Raw genomic sequence first — 18175 nt, 5'->3', positions numbered from 1 at the left:
CGGATCCGGCTGGAGCACCATGGGGAGAACTCCCCATCCCTCCGTCGAGCCGATCGCCCTCGACGGCTCTTAACCTTTCGTCCGCGCGGTGACAGAAGCGCACCAATCGGACGAGAACCACTGGAGGAAACATGTTCGGGAAGAAGCTGGCCCGCGGTGCCCTGGTCGCAGCGGCGTCGATCGGGCTCGTGCTGGGGGCAATGCCGAGCGCGTCCGCCAACGACATGTCCTGGACCCTGAAGAACGCCTCGGGCACCGTGGTCGCGAAGGCGTTCGCGGACGACTCCGCCAACCGGGTCCAGGCCTGGGACACCTACGGCAACGACCGCAACGTGCGGCTCGACGTCTGGCGTGTCGGGAACAAGGGCGGCACACACGTGTACTGCCGGGACAACGTCGCCGCGGACGGGGTCAAGTGTGACAAGGCCATGATCTGGGTGGAGGACACCCGCCTCGCCGGACAGCTCTGCGAGATGAACGGTTCGACGGCGACGCGCTGCACCGGCGTCAAGGAGTTCTACAACTGAGTTCCACAACTGAGCACGGGCTTGGGTCGAGCCGCCCTTGAGCTGAGGCGCCCTTGAGCTGAGCCGACACCGTCCGCACCGGAGCGGACACCGCTGGGCCCGGAGGGGACGCCCCCTCCGGGCCCAGCCGTCTCAGCGTCACCCGCAGTCTCAGACGGCCGCGCCGCCCAGCACGAGGCCTGCCTCCACGAGGGGGCGTCCGCCGCCCCGCGCCCAGTCGGGCGCGGGCATCGCCTTCTTCCCGACGGGCCGCACCTCGCCGAGCGCGACGGCGTGCGTGGCCGTGCCGACCAGCACCTCGTGCTTCAGCGCACGCACCTCGCCCGCCCGCAGGTCGGTGACCTCCGGGCGCGGTCCGACCGGCCCGAGGCCCAGGCGGCTGCCGTCCGGCAGCACGGTCCACGCGCCGGGGGCGGGCGTGCAGCCCCGCACCAGGCGGTCGATCGCGAGCGCAGGGTCGGTCCAGGCCACGCGGGCGTCGTCGGTGGTGAGCTTGGGGGCCACGGACACGCCGTCGGCCGGCTGCGGCTGGGGCTGGAGGGCGCCGTCCTCCAGCGCGTCGAGGGTGGCCACGAGCAGTTCCGCGCCGGAGACCGCGAGCCGGCCGAGCAGGTCGCCCGACGTGTCGGTGGGGCGGATGGTCTCGGTGGCCGTGCCGAGCACGGGGCCGGTGTCCATGCCCTCGTCGAGGAGGAACGTCGTGGCGCCCGTCACCTCGTCGCCCGCGATCACCGCGCGCTGGACCGGAGCGGCACCGCGCCAGGCGGGCAGTACCGAGAAGTGCAGGTTGATCCAGCCGAGGCGGGGCACTGCCAGGACCGCCGGCCGCAGGATGTGGCCGTACGCGACGACGGGGGCGGCGTCGACCTCGAGGGCCCGCAGCCGCTCGATGAACTCGTCGCCGCGCGGGACGTCCGTGATGACGGGGATCCCGGCCTCCTCGGCGCGGGCCCGCACGGGGCTCGGCGTGAGCTTGCGGCCGCGGCCGGACGGCGCGTCGGCGCGGGTCAGGACGGCGACGACCTCGTGACGGGAGGCGATCAGTGCCTCCAGCGAGGCGACGGCGGGTTCGGGGGTTCCTGCGAAGAGAAGACGCACCGGGTCATTCTAGGTTCGGCGGCCCGGCGCTGTGTTCTCGGGCGCAGCGTCTTCCGGCAGTTCGTTCTCGGGCTGCTACTCCGCCACCGGGAGCCCCAGCGCGCGCAGGTCCTTGCGCAGGGCCTCCGTGTTCGTGAACACGACACCGTGGAACCCGACGCCGCGCGCGGCGTCCACGTTCACGTCCTTGTCGTCGATGAACACGGCGCGGGCCGGGTCGACGCCGAACCGCTCCACGACCAGCTCGAAGATGCGCCGGTCGGGCTTGGCCATGCCCTCGCGGCCGGACACTATGACGTCCTCCATGAGGCCGATCGCCGGCGCGGCGGGCTCGGCGCTGTAGAACGTCTCGGCCTGCCAGTTCGTCAGCCCGTACAGCCTCAGCCCTAGGCCCTTGAGCTCCGCCACGAGCTCCGCCGACCCCTCGATCGGTCCGGTCAGCGACAGCTCATGGTGCTCCACGTACCGGCGCAGGTCGGCGACCAGGTCGGGGCGTGTGCGCTCCACGCGCTCCAGCAAGACGGCGTACGGCGTCCCGGCGTCGGCGGCGTGGTTGATCGAGCTGAAGTCCACGGCCTCGAAGAACGCCTCGATCTCGGCCTTGGGCCGGCCCTCGTACGGGCCGAACGGGTCCCAGCCGATCAGCACGTTCCCGAAGTCGTACACCACGGTGTCGATCGCCGGGCCGGTCGGTTCGGTCGGGTCTGTCGCAGGGCCGGTCACGGGGTTGGTATCGGCAGAGCTCACAGGATCTCCTTCGGATCGAGCTGGACACGGACCGTCCCGCCCTCACGGCGTGCGGACCGGACGGCGAGGCTCGCCTTGAGCCTACGGGCGAGCTCGTCGCCCTGGGCGAGCGGTACGCGCAGCACGGTCCGTACGGGCAGGTCCAGCGCCTGCACCCCGGCTGGACCGCCCCGGCCGGACGACGGCGCCCCCGTGCCTCGGCCGCCCGGCCCGCGCCCGACGGCGTCCGGGTCGAGCTCGACCGGCCCCAGCACGCCCGAGCCCGTCCCTGGGTCCTCGCGCAGCCCGACCCGCGCGACGACGGCCTCGACAGCCGTCCGGTCGCCGGTCACCGCCGCGACGCGCACGGCGGGCGGGAGGTGCAGCTCGGCCCGCTCGTCGAGCTCGCGCTCCGCGAAGCCGGCGGGGTCCCAGCGCACCAGGCCCTGCGTAGGGCCTGGTGCGCCGTCGCCGACGAGCAGCACCTGCCCCTGAGGCCCGGGCCGGACCAGGGACGCGGCGGCCAGCCAGCGGTGCAGGGCCTCCGTGCCCGAGGCGAGGCCGGTGCCGCCCGTCATCACCGCCGCGTCGAGGAGGAGGGCCGTCGCGTACCCGGACTCGGCGACCGGCTCCGCGCCGGGCGTCGCGACGACGAGCGCGGGCGTGCCGGGAACGGCGTCGAGCACACCGCCCGGTGCCGTGGCCGACGACAGCCGCACCGGCACGCCGGTGAACGCGCGCCCGAGCTCTTCTGCCGTGCGTGCGGAGCCGACACGCACCGACCGCAGTCCGGTCCAGCCGCACTCGTCGCAGTGCCATCCGCCCGCGAGCCGGCCGCACCACGAGCACTGCGGGGCGCCGTCGGCGTGCGGGAGACCCAGCGGGCCGTGGCAGTGGCCGCAACGGGCCGCCACCCGGCACCGGGAGCACGCCACGACCGGCAGGTAGCCCGATCGTGGCACCTGCACCAGCACGGGGCCCCGCTCCAGAGCGTCGCGGGCCGCCTTCCAGGCCACGGACGGCAGCCTGGCCGCTGCGGCGGCGCCGTCCCGCGCCAGCTCGACCGAGGTCAGGGCCCGGACGCGCGGCGCGCGGGAGCGGACGACGTCCCGGGGCGCCGCCAGCTCACGGGCCCAGCCCGACGCCAGCAGCGCCTGTGCCTGCACCGTACGGCCCGGCGAGCCCAGCAGGAACGCCGCGCTCTCCCGCTCCGCACGCAGCGCCAGCACGTCGCGGGCGTGCGGGTACGGGGAGTGCGGCTCCGCGAGGGTCTCCTCGCCGTCGCCCCACAGGACGACCAGCCCGAGGTCCATGACCGGCGCGAACATCGCGGCCCGGGTACCGACCACCACGCGCGCGGCGCCCCGCAGGGCGCGCAGGAACGCGCGGTAGCGAGGGGCCGGGCCGTCGTCGGCGAGGAGCCGCACGACGTCGTCCGTCCCGAGGCCGGCGAGCTCCAGCGCGGCGGTCACGCGCGCCGCGTCGCGGGCGTCCGGCACGACCACGAGCACCCCGCGGCCGCCCGCGACGCACGCCAGGACGGCCCGTGCGACCGCGGCGGCCCAGTGCGGCGTGCTCGCGCTGCCGGTTCGGGTATCGGTACGGGTATCCGTATCGATCCCCACGCCCGGCAGCGCCGACCACACGGCGCGTGGTGCCTCGCCCGCCATGATCCGGCGCAGGTACGCCTCTCCCCCGCGGTACGGGGCCCAGGCGGTGGACGACGGCGGGGTGCCCGCGGAGTCGGGGCTCTCGGCAGGCTCGACCGGCGAAGGGTCAGGCTCGACCAGCGGATCGGCGGCCGGCACCGGCTCCTTCTCGACGCGTGCGTGCCGCGGCGGCAGGGCGAGGCGCAGCACGTCGGCCAGCGTGCCCGCGTATCGGTTCGCGACCGCCCGGCACAGGTCGAGCACCTGCGGCGTCAGGACCTGCTCGCCGGACACGACCTTGCGCAGCGGCACGAGGCGGCCGTCGTGGTCGGAGGTCTCCTGGCGGGCCACCACGTACCCCGCGACGTCCTGCCGCCCGAAGCGGGCCTTGACGCGGACGCCGGGCCGGGCGTCGTCGGCCATGGTGACCGGGACGAGGTAGTCGTACGCCTGGTCGAGGTGCGCGGGCTGCAGGTCGAGCACGACGTGCGCCACCGGGAACGTCTGAGTGATCGGGACGCCGTTGGTCTCGGCGTTGTCGAGCGGGTTCCGGGACCTGCTCCGCCCACGGCCACCCGCGGGCACGGCGCCCACCTCGTCCAGCCCGAGCAGCGCTCCGTCCGGCAGCGTGTCCTGCTCCGTGTCCCCGTTCACGTGCCTATCCCACCACGCGCCACCGACATCCGGAGCCGGGCCTGCTCGCGCCGGGCGGCCGTCGGATCAGCCCGCCGCCGGAGCGGACCGCCGTCAGAACAGGCTCAGGACACGCTCAGAACAGGCTGAGCAGGTCCTCGACGCGGTTCGTGCGCTCCCACGTGAAGTCGGGCAGGTCCCGCCCGAAGTGCCCGTACGTCGACGTCGCGCGGTAGATGGGCCGCAGCAGGTCGAGGTCGCGCACGATGGCGGCAGGGCGCAGGTCGAACACCTCGCGGATGGCGGCGGTGATCCGCTCCACGGGCACCGTCTCGGTGCCGAACGTCTCGACGTAGAGACCCACGGGGTGCGCCTTGCCGATCGCGTAGGCGACCTGCGCCTCGCAGCGCCGCGCCAGCCCTGCCGCGACCACGTTCTTGGCCACCCAGCGCATGGCGTACGCGGCGGACCGGTCCACCTTGGAGGGGTCCTTGCCCGAGAACGCACCGCCGCCGTGCCGCGCCATGCCGCCGTAGGTGTCGACGATGATCTTGCGGCCCGTCAGTCCGGCGTCGCCCTGCGGCCCGCCGATGACGAACTTGCCGGTCGGGTTCACGAACTTCTTGGCGCCCGACCACTCGAGCCCCGCGGACTCCAGCACGGGAGCGATCACGTGCTCGGCCACCTCGACGTGCAGCTTCTCCTGCAGGACGTCGGCGTCGTGCTGCGTCGAGAGCACCACCGTGTCGATCGCGACGGGGCGGTCGCCGTCGTACCCGACGGTGACCTGCGTCTTGCCGTCCGGGCGCAGGCCCAGCACCTCGCCGGACTTGCGCACCGCGGCCAGCCGCTCCGAGAGGCGGTGCGCCAGCCAGCCGGCCACGGGCATCAGCGACGGGGTCTCGTCGGACGCGTAGCCGAACATGAGCCCCTGGTCCCCCGCGCCCTGGGCGTCCAGGGGGTCGAGGTCGCTCGTGTCGTCCCGCATCTCGAGGGCCTTGTCGACGCCCTGCGCGATGTCCGGCGACTGCTGGCCGATCGACACGGAGACGCCGCACGAGTCGGCGTCGAACCCGATGGTGGACGACGTGTAGCCGATCCCGCGCACGACGTCCCGCACGATCTGCGGGATCTCGACGTAGGCCTCGGTCGTGACCTCACCGGCGACGTGCACCAGGCCGGTGGTGACCATGGTCTCCACCGCCACGCGCGACGCCGGGTCCTGCTCCAGGAGCGCGTCGAGGATCGCATCACTGATCTGATCGCACACCTTGTCCGGATGACCCTCGGTCACGGACTCGGACGTGAACAGACGCAGCTCGCTCATGAGGCCCAGCCTACTGTCTCGCACAGCGAGCAGTCGATCCTGAAAGGTGAGACGGGGATCACGGCAACAGCTTGACGACGGCGTCCCAGACGGCGTCCGCGACCTCACGCTTCGTCCCCGACGCCGCACCGACGACCTCGCCGGTGCCGTCGAGCAACGTGACCTCGTTGCTGTCGGTGCCGAACCCACGCCCGGAGCCGACGGCGTTGACCGCTATCAGGTCGGCGCCCTTGCGCCGTGCCTTGGTGCGGCCGTGGTCGAGCACGCTGCCGGACGCGTCCCCGGTCTCGGCGGCGAAGCCCACCACCACCTGGCCGGGACGCAGGCGCTCGTGCGCGAGCTCGGCCAGGATGTCCGGGTTCTCGAGGAGCTCGATCGGCGCGGGGCCCTGGCCCGGCACCTTCTTGATCTTGGCGTCCGGCGTGACGGCGGGCCGGAAGTCGGCGACGGCGGCGGCCATCACCACGACGTCGGCCGCGGCACCGGCGACCCGAACGGCGGAGCGCAGCTCGGCGGTCGACTCGACCCGTACGACGGAGCAGGCGAGCCGGCCCGCCGCACCCCGCACGGATTCGACCTGGTCGGTCACGTCCTGGGCGAGGTTCGCCGCGACCAGCGTCACCTCCGCGCCGCGCGCGGCAGCCGCCTGCGCGAGCGCGACACCCTGCCGGCCGCTGGACCGGTTGCCGATGAACCGGACGGGGTCGATCGGCTCGCGCGTGCCGCCCGCGGAGACGACCACGCGGCGGCCGGTCAGGTCCTGGGTCTCGGGGGTCTCGACCAGCGCCAGGGCCTCGCGCGCGATGTCCTCGGGCTCAGGCAGGCGGCCGGGGCCCGTGTCGGTGCCGGTGAGCCGGCCCGACGCCGGCTCGATCACGTGCACGCCGCGCTCGCGCAGCGTCGCCACGTTCGACCGTGTCGCGGGGTGGTCCCACATCTCGGTGTGCATCGCCGGGGCGAACACCACCGGGCAGCGGGCCGCCAGCAGCGTGGTGGTCAGCAGGTCGTCGGCGAGGCCGGCGACCGCACGCGCCATGAAGTCGGCGGTCGCCGGGGCGACGATCACGAGGTCGGCGCCCTTGCCCAGCGCCACGTGCTGCACGCCGGGCACGTCGTCGAACACCTCGGTGCTGACAGGCTCGCCCGACAGCGCCTCGAAGGTCGGCGCGCCCACGAACTCGAGGGCGGCACTGGTGGGGATCACCCGCACGGCATGCCCCTGCTCGCGCAGCAGGCGCAGCAGGAGGACCGCCTTGTACGCGGCGATCCCCCCGGTCACGCCGAGGAGGATCCTCATGACGACGAGTCCGGTCAGGCCGGGAAGTCGGGCAGCGGCTGCTCGGCCTTGGCTGCCGCGGCGGCGTCGGCCTGCGCCTGGACCTCCGCCGGGTCGACCTCTTCGATCGTGAGGAGGCCCTGGGTGATCTCGCGCATCGCGATGGAGAGCGGCTTCTCCTGGTTGCGGGTCTCGACGAGCGGACCCACGTTCTCCAGCAGGCCCTCGTTGAGCTGCGAGTAGTAGGCGTTGATCTGGCGTGCGCGCATGGAGGCGTACAGCACGAGGCCGTACTTCGAGTCGATGCGCTCGAGCAGCTCGTCGATCGGCGGGTCGGTGATGCCCTCGGGGGCGGCGACGGTTCCGGCCATGGTGAAGCTCCAGAAGTCTGAGGTACGGGGGGGAAAGTCCGAGGCACGAGTCTACCTGCTCGATCACTCGGACGCGGCAGAGCAGACCGGATCCGGTCTGCTCCGGCCTGCTGTGGTCTGCCCTGGTCTGATCCGGGCAGGCCAGTTAGCCGGCGACAGGTGTGGTGGAACCCACACCCATCACAGCGACGAGCGCGTCCGTGGCGCGGTGGACGTCGTCGTTCACGATCGTGACGTCGAACTCCGCCTCCGCGGCGAGCTCGACCCGCGCGGTGGCGAGTCGGCGCTCGCGCTCCTCGGAGTCCTCGGTACCGCGCCCGACGAGCCGGCGGACCAGCTCGTCGAAGCTCGGCGGGGCGAGGAAGACGAATCGGGCTTCAAGACCCGAGGCCGTCACCGCGTCACGCACCTGGCGTGCACCCTGGAGGTCGATCTCCAGGAGGACGGGCACCCCGGCGGCGAGCTTCTGCTCCACCGGCCGCCGTGGCGTCCCGTAACGGTTGTGACCGTGCACCACTGCCCACTCCAGCATCTCGCCGGCGGCGACCATACGGTCGAACTCCTCCGGTGACACGAACAGGTAGTGCACTCCGTCCACCTCGCCCGGGCGCGGCAACCTGGTGGTCGCCGACACGGAGAGCCAGACCTGGGGATAGCGGTCCCGCACATCGGCGGAGACCGTGCCCTTGCCCACCGCGGTGGGTCCTGCGAGCACGGTCAGCCGTGCGGGTTGTGTCGTACTGATCTCAGCCAAACCTCTCGATGAGCGCCGCCGACTGGTGCGGTCCGAGGCCTCGGACGCGGCGGGTCTCGGCGATCCCGATCTCTTCCATGATCGCCCTGGCCTTAACCTTACCGACCCCGGGCAGTGACTCGAGCAACGAGACGACCTTGAGCTTGCCGACGACGTCGTCCTTCTGACCCTGCTCGATGACCTCCTTGAGGGAGCCCTGCGAGTACTTGAGCTTGTTCTTGATCACTGCCCGAGCGCGACGCGCCTCGGCGGCCTTCTCGAGTGCTGCCGCACGCTGCTCGGGGGTGAGGGGAGGTAGTGCCACGCAAGTCACCTACTCGTGTCTCGACCGGCCTCCTGGGCTAGGACGTCCGGTCCTCGCTCGGGCCGGATGCCCAAGTCCGTGACCTGGTCCGCGACCGGTCTGGTGTGAACTGCTGCATCGAAAGTAGCCACCGCCCCACCGGTCGGCAATCGCAGAACGCCACTTCGTGAAAACTCATGCACATGGTCTTTTACGCATTTGGTGCATTCCATGACAAAGCGCCCTCGATCCATAGCGATCGAGGGCGCTTTGTCCTGCGGACGATTTTCAGCTCCGGAGTGCGGTCTTCGCCTCCTGCGCGGCCGTTCGTGCCGCTCCCACCAGTGCGTCCGGGTCCGGTCCGGCCGCGAGCACCCCCCTGGACGACGACGCCAGCACGTTCCGCCGGGCGTCCCCGAACGTCGTCGCGAGCTCCCGCTCCCCCGCCCCCTGCGCACCCACACCGGGGGCCAGGAGAGGTCCGTTGACGGCGACGAGGTCGGTCCCCGTGGCAGCGACGGCGTCACCGATCGTCGCGCCCACCACGAGGCCCACGGAACCCATGGGCTCCGCACCCGCGTTGAGCACCGCCGCACGCGCGGCCATGAGGGCTGCCACCGTGCCGCCCGGGACTCCAGCCGGGCCCGACTGCCCTGAGATCCCGGTGCGGGCGTGCTGCACCTCGAAACCCTCCTTGTTGGAGGTGAGGCACAGCACGAACAGCCCGCGACCGGTGGCCGCGGCGAGCTCGACGGCCGGCGCGAGCGAGCCGAACCCGAGGTACGGCGACACCGTGAGTGCGTCCCCCGCCAGGGGCGAGCCGTCCGCGAGGAACGCCTCCGCGTAGGCGCCCATCGTCGAGCCGATGTCGCCGCGCTTGGCATCCACGATCGTCAGCGTCCCGGCGCTGCCGGAGCCCCCTGACCCCGCCGCGCGAGCCGCCGCGATGACCTCCTCCAGCACCGCCAGACCACGCGAGCCGTGCCGTTCGAAGAAGGCCGCCTGTGGCTTGAACGCCGCGACCCTGCCGCCGAGCGCGTCCACCACCCGCAGCGAGAACTCGCGCAGCCCGTCGACGTCGTCCCGCAGGCCCCAGGCCGCGAGGAGCGACGCGTGCGGGTCGATGCCGACGCACAGCGGACCGTGCTCGTCCATCGCGGCGGCGAGCCGGGCACCGAAGGGCTCGACGCCGGTCATCCGCCCACCGCTGCCTCGGCCGCCGCCAGGCGGGCCACCGTCGCGGCCTGGTGCTCCTGGAGGCTCGCCACCTCGAACGGACCCGCGAGCACCGCCTCGATACCCTGTACCGCGGCCGCGAGCTGGTCGACAGTGGTCGCTATGGGCTTGTCCGCCGCCGTCGTGGCCGCCCGGATCTCGTAGCCGTCCGCGCGCGCACCCTGACCGGAGGGCGAGTTCACCACGAGGTCGATCTGCCCCTCGGTGATAAGCCCCACGACCGTGAGCTCGCCGTCCGGCCCGCGGCCCTCGGTGTGCTTGCGCACCACCGTCGCCTCGATGCCGTTGCGGCGCAGCACCGTGGCGGTGCCCTCGGTCGCCAGGACCTTGAAGCCGAGCTCCACCAGGCGCTTCACGGGGAAGACCACGTGCCGCTTGTCGCTGTCGGCCACGGAGACGAACACCGTGCCCGACGTCGGCAGCCCGCCGAACGCCGCCGCCTGCGACTTCGCGAACGCGTGCGGGAAGTCCTTGTCGAAGCCCATGACCTCGCCCGTCGAGCGCATCTCCGGGCCGAGCACCGAGTCGACGACCAGGCCCTCGCGGGTGCGGAACCGCTTGAACGGCAGCACCGCCTCCTTGACCGCGAGCGGGGCGCCCAGGTCCAGCGTGGCGCCGTCGTGCTCCGGGAGCAGGCCCTCCGCGCGCAGGTCGGCGATCGAGTCCCCGACCATGACCCGCGCGGCCGCCTTGGCGAGCGGCGTGCCCGTCGCCTTGGAGACGAACGGCACGGTCCGCGACGCGCGGGGGTTGGCCTCCAGGACGTACAGGACGTCGCTCACGAGCGCGTACTGGACGTTCAGCAGGCCGCGGACCCCGACGCCCCGGGCGATGGCCTCGGTGGAGCGGCGGATGCGCGCGATCTCGGTCTCGCTCAGCGACACCGGGGGCAGCACGCAGGCCGAGTCACCCGAGTGGATGCCCGCCTCCTCGATGTGCTCCATGACGCCGCCGAGGAACATCTCCTCGCCGTCGAACAGGGCGTCGACGTCGATCTCCATCGCGTCGTCGAGGAAGCGGTCGATCAGCAGCGGCGCGGCGAGTGTGCCGTGCGCGCCGGAGTCGGCGTGGGAGACGGCGGCCGCCTCCAGCGCGCGCTCCACGTACCCGGTGAGCTGGTCCTCGCTGTAGACGATCTCCATGCCGCGGCCGCCCAGCACGTACGACGGGCGCACGAGCACGGGGTAGCCGATGCGGTCGGCGATCTCGCGGGCCTGCGGGAGCGACCGAGCGGTGCCGAAGGCCGGGGCCGGCAGACCGGCGTCGAGCAGGACCTGCCCGAAGAGGCCGCGGTCCTCCGCGGCGTCGATCGCCTCGGGGCTGGTGCCGAGGATCGGCAGGCCGGCCTCGGCCAGGCGCCGCGCGAGGCCCAGCGGCGTCTGCCCGCCGAGCTGCACGATGATGCCCTTGACCGGTCCGGCCGCGAGCTCGGCCTGGTAGACCTCGAGGACGTCCTCGAAGGTCAGCGGCTCGAAGTACAGGCGGTCGGCCGTGTCGTAGTCCGTCGAGACGGTCTCCGGGTTGCAGTTGACCATGACGGTCTCGTACTTGTCCTTGAGCGCCAGGGTGGCGTGCACGCACGAGTAGTCGAACTCGATGCCCTGCCCGATGCGGTTGGGCCCGGAGCCGAGGATGATCACCGCCTCGCGCTCGCGGGGCGCGACCTCGGTCTCGGAGTCGTAGCTCGAGTAGTGGTACGGCGTCCTGGCCGCGAACTCGGCGGCGCAGGTGTCCACGGTCTTGTAGACCGGGCGGACGCCGAGCGCGTGCCGGATCTCGCGGACCGTCACCTCGCCCGAGGAGCCCATGCCGCGCAGCCGCGCGACCTGGGCGTCGGACAGCCCGTGCCGCTTGGCGTGCCGCAGCACGTCCTGGGTGACGGTGGGCGACGCCGCGACCTCGGCCGCGACCTCGTTGACGAGCTGGATCTGGTCGAGGAACCATGGGTCGATCTTGGTGGCGTCGAAGACCTGCTCGAGCGTCGTCTCACCGGTGGCGACCGCCCGCAGCGCCTGCTGGACGGCGACCATGCGACCCTCCGTGGGCCGCTCGATCTCCTTGAGCAGCGTCGCCAGGTCCTCGCCCGACGGGGCGGCGCCGTCCCAGTGGAACTGGACGCCGCCCTTGTCGATGGACCGCAGGGCCTTGCCGAGCGCCTCGGTGAAGTTACGGCCGAGCGCCATGGCCTCGCCCACGGACTTCATGGTGGTGGTCAGCGTGTCGTCGGCGGCGGGGAACTTCTCGAACGCGAACCGCGGGACCTTGACCACGACGTAGTCGAGCGTGGGCTCGAAGCTCGCGGGGGTCACCTTGGTGATGTCGTTCGGGATCTCGTCCAGCGTGTAGCCGACGGCGAGCTTGGCCGCGATCTTCGCGATCGGGAAGCCGGTCGCCTTGGAGGCCAGGGCCGAGGAGCGGGAGACGCGCGGGTTCATCTCGATGACGATGATCCGCCCGTTGGCCGGGTCGATGGCGAACTGGATGTTGCAGCCGCCGGTGTCGACGCCGACCTCGCGGATCACGGCGATGCCGATGTCGCGCAGCTTCTGGTACTCGCGGTCCGTCAGCGTCATCGCGGGGGCCACGGTGACGGAGTCGCCGGTGTGCACGCCCACGGGGTCGACGTTCTCGATGGAGCAGACGACCACGACGTTGTCGTTGCGGTCGCGCATGAGCTCCAGCTCGTACTCCTTCCACCCCAGGATGGACTCCTCCAGGAGCACCTCCGTGGTGGGCGAGTAGTGCAGGCCCTGCCCGACGATGCGGTGCAGGTCCGCCTCGTCGTAGGCCAGGCCGGAACCGAGGCCGCCCATGGTGAACGAGGGGCGCACGACCATCGGGTAGCCGAGGATCTCCGCTGCCTTGAGGGCCTCGTCGATGGAGTGCACGATCTCGGAGCGCGCGGACTCGCCGCCGCACTTGGCGACGACGTCCTTGAACTGCTGGCGGTCCTCGCCCTTCTGGATGGCGGGGATGTTGGCGCCGATCAGCTCGACGCCGTACTTCTCGAGCACCCCTGCCTCGTCCAGCGCGATGGCGGCGTTCAGCGCCGTCTGGCCACCGAGGGTGGGCAGCAGGGCGTCGGGACGCTCCTTGGCGATGATCGTGGTGAGGACCTCGGTGGTGATGGGCTCCACGTACGTGGCGTCCGCGAACTCGGGGTCGGTCATGATCGTCGCCGGGTTCGAGTTCACGAGGATGACCCGCAGGCCCTCCTCGCGCAGGACGCGGCACGCCTGGGTGCCGGAGTAGTCGAACTCGCAGGCCTGGCCGATGACGATCGGGCCGGACCCGATGACGAGGACCGAGGAGATGTCGGAACGGCGAGGCATCAGTGGTTCTCCTCGGTGTTGATCTGAGCTGCTGGCTGGGACTTGATCGCGGGCGGCCAGGCCGCCGGGTTCGTCAGCAGGCCGACGAACCGGTCGAACAGGTAGGCGGCGTCGTGCGGGCCCGCGGCCGCCTCGGGGTGGTACTGCACCGAGAAGGCGGGCAGGTCGAGGCAGGTCAGGCCTTCGACGACCTGGTCGTTGAGCCCGACGTGGGAGACGACGACGCGGCCGTAGCGGCCGCCGTCGTGCGGCGCCGTCGAGCCGGACTCGTCGAGCGGGGCGTCGACCGCGAAGCCGTGGTTGTGCGCGGTGACCTCCACCTTGGCGGTGGTGCGGTCGAGCACCGGCTGGTTGATGCCGCGGTGCCCGTAGCCGAGCTTGTAGGTGCCGTAGCCGAGGGCCCTGCCCAGGAGCTGGTTGCCGAAGCAGATGCCGAAGAACGGGATCCCGCGGTCCAGGACCTCGCGCAGCAGCTCGACCTCGTGGCCGGCGGCGCCCGGGTCCCCGGGGCCGTTGGAGAAGAAGACGCCGCGCGGGGCGTCGTCGGGCAGCGCGGCGAACGCGCCCTCGATGTCCGCGATGGTGGAGGCCTGCGGCACGACGACGACGCGGACGCCGCGCTCGGCGAGGCGGACCGGCGTCATGGTCTTGATGCCGAGGTCGACGGCGACCACCGTGGCGACGGGGGCCTTGCCCGGGTTGTTCTCCAGCCACTCACCCTGCGGCTCGACCGTGTAGGCCTCCTTCGTGGAGACCTCGCGGGCCAGGTCGGCGCCCGCCATCTGCGGGGAGGCCTGCACCTGGGCCACGAGCTCCTCGACGGAGCGCGGGTAGCCGTCGCGGACCAGGTTCTCGCCCGAGAAGATGCCGGCGCGCATCACGCCCTCCTCGCGCAGCCGTCGGGTCAGCGCACGGGTGTCGACGTCGGAGATGCCGACGACGCCCTGCTCGGCGAGCTCCTCGCCGAGCGAGTGCTGCGCCCGCCAGCTCGACACGCGGCGCGCGGGGTCGCGGACCACGTAGCCGGAGACCCAGATCTGGCCGGACTCGGGGTCCTCGTCGTTCACGCCGGTGTTCCCGATGTGCGGGGCCGTCATGACGACGATCTGCCGGTGGTAGGACGGGTCCGTCAGCGTCTCCTGGTATCCGGTCATGCCGGTGGAGAAGACGATCTCGCCGAACGTGGTGCCGGTGGCGCCGTACGCACGGCCCCGGTAGGTCGTGCCGTCCTCGAGGACGAGCGCTGCGGACTCCGCGGCGGTCTGTGCTGCGGGTGTCATCGGGATGGTCACCGGGCCTCCTGCTGGTGCGGGTCTTGCTGGTGCGGGTCTTGCGGGTACGGGTACTGCAGAGGGTCCTGCTGGACGTACTGCTGGGGCTGCTGAGCGGCCAGCAGGTGCCGGACGGCGTCGACGAGCGCGCCGCGGTCCTCGGCGCGCCGGGTGCGCAGGCCGGTGTCCACGAGGGCGGCGGCGACGCCGTCGGCCTCCGGGACCGCCCACGTCAGGACGACGAGCCCGTCGGCGCCCACGTACTTGCCGGCCATGCCCGGGGCGAGGTTCGTGCTGCGGATGGTATGCACGGGCACCCAGAGGTCGTCGGCGCCCTCACGCTCGACCAGGACGCCGCCGTCGTGCACGGAGACCAGCGCGTTGGACCGGTCGCCGAGCCCGTGCGCGCCGACGCGGGCGAGCCAGTCGCCGTGCAGCGTGGTGGAGACGTAGACCGCCTCCAGCGGGCCGAACCGTACGGTGCCCGTCTGGTCCGTGCCCGTCTGGTCCGTGCCCGGCACCGGCGGTGGCACCGGCACGAGGGCGGTGGTGCGCTGCGCGAGCCGGCGTCGGCCGATGAGCGTCACGTACAGCACCAGGAAGATCGCCAGGAGGACCAGCAGGACGACGGCCAGGATTTTCATCGGGTGGCTCCTTCGAAGGGCTTGCTCTCGACGGCTCGGTCAACGACTGTGCCGTCGAGCACCGTCGCACGGCCGCGCAGGAACGTCGCGACCACGCGGCCCGGCAGCTCCATGCCCGTGAACGGCGTGTTGTCGCTGGCGGTGACCTGGGTGCGGCCGTCGATCGCCCGGGTCGCGGACGGGTCGACGAGGGTCAGGTTGGCGGGCTCGCCGACGGCGACCGGCCGGCCCTGGCCCTGCTCGATCCGGCCGATCCGGGCCGGGTTCTCCGAGAGCACGCGGGCGACGTCGGCCCAGGTCATACGGCCCGTGTCGACCATGGTCTGCTGCACGACGGACAGGGCCGTCTCCAGGCCGGTCATGCCGAACGCGGCCGACGCCCACTCGCAGTCCTTGTCCTCGACCGGGTGCGGCGCGTGGTCGGTGGCGACGATGTCGATGGTGCCGTCGGCCAGGCCCGCGCGGACCGCCTCGACGTCCTTGGCGGTACGCAGCGGCGGGTTGACCTTGAACACGGGGTCGTAGTCGCGGGCGAGCTCGTCGGTCAGCACCAGGTGGTGCGGCGTCACCTCGGCGGTGACGTCGATGCCCCGGCCCTTGGCCCACCGGATGATCTCCACCGACCCGGCCGTCGACAGGTGGCACACGTGCAGCCGCGAGCCCACGTGCTCGGCCAGCAGCACGTCGCGCGCGATGATCGACTCCTCGGCCACGGCCGGCCAGCCCGTCAGGCCGATCTGGGCGGACACGATGCCCTCGTTCATCTGCGCGCCCTCGGTCAGGCGCGGCTCCTGCGCGTGCTGGGCCACGACGCCGTCGAACGCCTTGACGTACTCCAGCGCCCGGCGCATCAGGACCGGGTCGTGCACGCACTTGCCGTCGTCCGAGAAGACCCGGACACGGGCCGCGGAGTCGGCCATGGCGCCCAGCTCGGCGAGCGTCCGTCCGTCCAGGCCCACGGTCACCGCGCCGACGGGGTGCACGTCGACCCAGCCGGCCTCCTGGCCCAGCCGGTACACCTGCTCGACGACGCCCGCGGTGTCCTGCGTCGGCGTCGTGTTGGCCATGGCGTGCACCGCGGTGAACCCGCCCGCCGCGGCGGCCCGGGTGCCGGAGAACACCGTCTCGGCGTCCTCCCGGCCAGGCTCGCGCAGGTGGGTGTGCAGGTCGACGAGCCCGGGCAGGAGCACGTGCCCCTCCGCCCGGACCTCATGGGCTCCCTCGGGCACCACTACCGTGCCGGGGGCCCCGATCGCGGCGATCACTCCGTCCGCCAGGACGACATCGACCGCGTCCGCGCCGTAGGGGAGCACCCCGCGCAGCACGTAGGTCGTGGTTGAAGGGGCGCTCACAGAGTGTTCCTCTCGTCGGTGCCGGACTCGTCAGTTCCGGCCAGCAGCAGGTACAGGGCAGCCATCCGGACGGCGACACCGTTAGCCACCTGCTCCACGATCACGGAGCGGGGGTGGTCGGCGGCGGCCGCGGAGATCTCCAGGCCGCGGTTCATCGGACCGGGGTGCATCACTATCGAATGGTCGGGCAGCACCGCGAGGCGGCGGGCGTCGAACCCGAACTTGCGGCTGTACTCCATGGGGCTCGGGAAGAACGAACCCGAGCCGCCCGACATCCGCTCGCGCTGCACCCGCAGCATCATGACCGCATCGGGCTGCCACTGCTCGAGCGTCTCGTCCAGGTGGTACGAGACGCGGCAGGGCCACGTCTCCACGCCCACCGGGACCAGCGTGGGCGGCGCCACCAGCGTCACCTCGGCGCCGAGGGTGTGCAGCAGGTACACGTTCGAGCGGGCCACGCGGGAGTGCAGCACGTCACCGACGATCGCGATGCGCAGCCCGGCCAGGTCCGCTCCCACGGATGTGTCCGTGCCGCGACCGTCCTCGCCGACGTTGCCCACCAGGTGCCGGCGGATCGTGAACGCGTCCAGCAGCGCCTGCGTCGGGTGCTGGTGCATGCCGTCGCCCGCGTTGAGCACGCCCGCGTCGAGCCAGCCCGCGTGGGCCAGCTGGTGCGCGGCACCCGACGCCGAGTGGCGCACCACCACGGCGTCGGCCCCCATGGCGTGCAGGGTCAGGGCAGTGTCCTTGAGGGACTCCCCCTTGGACACGCTCGACCCCTTGGCGGAGAAGTTGATGACGTCGGCCGAGAGGCGCTTGGCCGCCGTCTCGAACGAGATCCGGGTGCGCGTGGAGTCCTCGTAGAACAGGTTCACGACGGTGCGCCCGCGCAGCGTCGGCAGCTTCTTGTTCTCGCGCGACTGCGTGGCGGCCATCTGCGCGGACGTGTCCAGCAGCAGGATCGCGTCGTCCTTGGACATGCCCTGGGTGGTCAGGAGGTGCTTCACGACCCGGCCCCCTTCTCGACCCCGCTGATGACGACGGAGTCGGCTCCCCCGTCGACGTCCGACAGCCGGACCCGCACCCGCTCGCTGCGCGACGTGGGCAGGTTCTTGCCCACGTAGTCGGCGCGGATCGGGAGCTCGCGGTGGCCGCGGTCGACCAGGGCCGCGAGCTGCACCACGCGGGGGCGGCCCAGGTCGTTCAGGGCGTCGAGCGCGGCACGGATGGTGCGGCCGGAGAAGAGGACGTCGTCGACCAGCACGACCACCTTGTCGTCGATGGTGCCGTCCAGGCTGCCCGGCAGGACCGTCTGCCCGACGGCGCGCGTGGGCTGACGGCGCAGGTCGTCGCGGTACATGGTGACGTCGAGGGTGCCGTACTCGCCGTTGAACGAGGGCTCGATCTGCGCCAGGCGCTCGGCGAGCCGGTGCGCGAGCTGCACGCCGCGCGTCGGGATGCCGAGCAGGAGGAGGTCGGCGGCGCCCTTGTTCCGCTCCACGATCTCGTGGGCGATGCGAGTCAGGGCACGAGCGATGTCGGCCTCGCCGAGCACCGTCCGTGCGGCGGTACCGGGGTCCGTGCTGGGCTCTGTGCTCTGAGGGCTGCTGGGGATGGCGCTGGATTCGGGCATGCGGCTGCCAGGATTCATCTGGCGACCTCCTTCTCCGCCTCACGGGACGGGATTAAAGGGAGT

16 protein-coding genes are annotated in these 18175 nt (G+C 72.4%); 1 reads left to right on the top strand and 15 read right to left on the bottom strand.

What is annotated here, in order from left to right; translation table 11 throughout:
- Positions 1-131: 131 nt before the first annotated feature.
- Positions 132-527, top strand: coding sequence for a hypothetical protein (locus tag ACQEVI_RS25050; RefSeq protein ID WP_432904433.1), 396 nt, complete (start codon positions 132-134; stop codon positions 525-527).
- Between the two features lie 150 nt (positions 528-677).
- Here ACQEVI_RS25050 and fmt read toward each other — a convergent pair whose 3' ends face one another.
- The 15 genes from fmt to pyrR all read right to left on the bottom strand — a co-directional run bounded on the left by fmt (position 678) and on the right by pyrR (position 18130).
- Positions 678-1625 (bottom strand): methionyl-tRNA formyltransferase, encoded by a 948-nt coding sequence (gene fmt, locus ACQEVI_RS25045; protein WP_432904432.1) that lies wholly within the window; start codon positions 1623-1625, stop codon positions 678-680.
- 75 nt (positions 1626-1700) lie between these two features.
- Positions 1701-2372 carry an HAD family hydrolase gene (locus ACQEVI_RS25040; RefSeq protein WP_432904429.1) on the bottom strand — a complete coding sequence of 224 codons (672 nt, stop codon included), beginning with the start codon at positions 2370-2372 and terminating at the stop codon, positions 1701-1703.
- Complete coding sequence (locus ACQEVI_RS25035) at positions 2369-4654, bottom strand: primosomal protein N' (protein ID WP_432904426.1); 2286 nt, start codon at positions 4652-4654, stop codon at positions 2369-2371. Before ACQEVI_RS25035 ends, ACQEVI_RS25040 begins: the two co-directional genes overlap by 4 nt.
- A 115-nt stretch (positions 4655-4769) precedes the next feature.
- Positions 4770-5960 carry a methionine adenosyltransferase gene (gene metK, locus ACQEVI_RS25030; RefSeq protein ID WP_432904423.1) on the bottom strand — a complete coding sequence of 397 codons (1191 nt, stop codon included), beginning with the start codon at positions 5958-5960 and terminating at the stop codon, positions 4770-4772.
- A 58-nt stretch (positions 5961-6018) separates the two neighbouring features.
- Positions 6019-7257 carry a bifunctional phosphopantothenoylcysteine decarboxylase/phosphopantothenate--cysteine ligase CoaBC gene (gene coaBC, locus ACQEVI_RS25025; protein WP_432904421.1) on the bottom strand — a complete coding sequence of 413 codons (1239 nt, stop codon included), beginning with the start codon at positions 7255-7257 and terminating at the stop codon, positions 6019-6021.
- Positions 7258-7271: 14 nt separating this feature from the next.
- A complete protein-coding gene (gene rpoZ / locus ACQEVI_RS25020; RefSeq protein ID WP_357508611.1) occupies positions 7272-7607 on the bottom strand; it encodes a DNA-directed RNA polymerase subunit omega in 336 nt (111 codons plus the stop codon).
- A gap of 145 nt (positions 7608-7752) precedes the next feature.
- The gene (gene gmk, locus ACQEVI_RS25015; protein ID WP_432906106.1) at positions 7753-8352 is read right to left on the bottom strand and encodes a guanylate kinase; all 600 of its coding nucleotides are present in this window, start codon (positions 8350-8352) and stop codon (positions 7753-7755) included.
- 1 nt (position 8353) lies between these two features.
- On the bottom strand, positions 8354-8665 hold the full coding sequence (gene mihF / locus ACQEVI_RS25010; RefSeq protein WP_116675126.1) for an integration host factor, actinobacterial type: 312 nt from the start codon (positions 8663-8665) through the stop codon (positions 8354-8356).
- A gap of 267 nt (positions 8666-8932) precedes the next feature.
- Positions 8933-9841: an orotidine-5'-phosphate decarboxylase gene (gene pyrF / locus ACQEVI_RS25005; protein ID WP_432904416.1), complete on the bottom strand. Its 909-nt coding sequence runs from the start codon at positions 9839-9841 to the stop codon at positions 8933-8935.
- Positions 9838-13212: a carbamoyl-phosphate synthase large subunit gene (gene carB, locus ACQEVI_RS25000; protein WP_432904414.1), complete on the bottom strand. Its 3375-nt coding sequence runs from the start codon at positions 13210-13212 to the stop codon at positions 9838-9840. Before carB ends, pyrF begins: the two co-directional genes overlap by 4 nt.
- On the bottom strand, positions 13212-14492 hold the full coding sequence (gene carA / locus ACQEVI_RS24995) for a glutamine-hydrolyzing carbamoyl-phosphate synthase small subunit (protein ID WP_432906104.1): 1281 nt from the start codon (positions 14490-14492) through the stop codon (positions 13212-13214). Before carA ends, carB begins: the two co-directional genes overlap by 1 nt.
- 8 nt (positions 14493-14500) lie before the next feature.
- Complete coding sequence (locus tag ACQEVI_RS24990; RefSeq protein WP_432904412.1) at positions 14501-15127, bottom strand: hypothetical protein; 627 nt, start codon at positions 15125-15127, stop codon at positions 14501-14503.
- Positions 15124-16479, bottom strand: coding sequence for a dihydroorotase (locus tag ACQEVI_RS24985; protein WP_432904410.1), 1356 nt, complete (start codon positions 16477-16479; stop codon positions 15124-15126). Before ACQEVI_RS24985 ends, ACQEVI_RS24990 begins: the two co-directional genes overlap by 4 nt.
- A complete protein-coding gene (locus ACQEVI_RS24980; protein ID WP_432904407.1) occupies positions 16476-17486 on the bottom strand; it encodes an aspartate carbamoyltransferase catalytic subunit in 1011 nt (336 codons plus the stop codon). Before ACQEVI_RS24980 ends, ACQEVI_RS24985 begins: the two co-directional genes overlap by 4 nt.
- The gene (pyrR, locus tag ACQEVI_RS24975; RefSeq protein WP_432904404.1) at positions 17483-18130 is read right to left on the bottom strand and encodes a bifunctional pyr operon transcriptional regulator/uracil phosphoribosyltransferase PyrR; all 648 of its coding nucleotides are present in this window, start codon (positions 18128-18130) and stop codon (positions 17483-17485) included. Before pyrR ends, ACQEVI_RS24980 begins: the two co-directional genes overlap by 4 nt.
- Positions 18131-18175: the final 45 nt, after the last annotated feature.

Source organism: Promicromonospora sp. CA-289599 (genome assembly GCF_050936155.1).
Taxonomy (GTDB): domain Bacteria; phylum Actinomycetota; class Actinomycetes; order Actinomycetales; family Cellulomonadaceae; genus Promicromonospora.
Note: the sequence above shows the minus strand (reverse complement) of the source record. Positions and strands in the feature narration are given on the sequence as shown.

Excerpts from the sequence above, each read along its gene's own strand:
- ACQEVI_RS25050 (WP_432904433.1), top strand. The coding sequence starts at position 132 with ATGTTCGGGAAGAAGCTGGCCCGCGGTGCCCTGGTCGCAGCGGCGTCG.
- metK (WP_432904423.1), bottom strand. The coding sequence starts at position 5,960 with ATGAGCGAGCTGCGTCTGTTCACGTCCGAGTCCGTGACCGAGGGTCAT.
- coaBC (WP_432904421.1), bottom strand. The coding sequence starts at position 7,257 with ATGAGGATCCTCCTCGGCGTGACCGGGGGGATCGCCGCGTACAAGGCG.
- rpoZ (WP_357508611.1), bottom strand. The coding sequence starts at position 7,607 with ATGGCCGGAACCGTCGCCGCCCCCGAGGGCATCACCGACCCGCCGATC.
- pyrF (WP_432904416.1), bottom strand. The coding sequence starts at position 9,841 with ATGACCGGCGTCGAGCCCTTCGGTGCCCGGCTCGCCGCCGCGATGGAC.
- carB (WP_432904414.1), bottom strand. The coding sequence starts at position 13,212 with ATGCCTCGCCGTTCCGACATCTCCTCGGTCCTCGTCATCGGGTCCGGC.
- carA (WP_432906104.1), bottom strand. The coding sequence starts at position 14,492 with ATGACACCCGCAGCACAGACCGCCGCGGAGTCCGCAGCGCTCGTCCTC.
- ACQEVI_RS24990 (WP_432904412.1), bottom strand. The coding sequence starts at position 15,127 with ATGAAAATCCTGGCCGTCGTCCTGCTGGTCCTCCTGGCGATCTTCCTG.
- pyrR (WP_432904404.1), bottom strand. The coding sequence starts at position 18,130 with ATGAATCCTGGCAGCCGCATGCCCGAATCCAGCGCCATCCCCAGCAGC.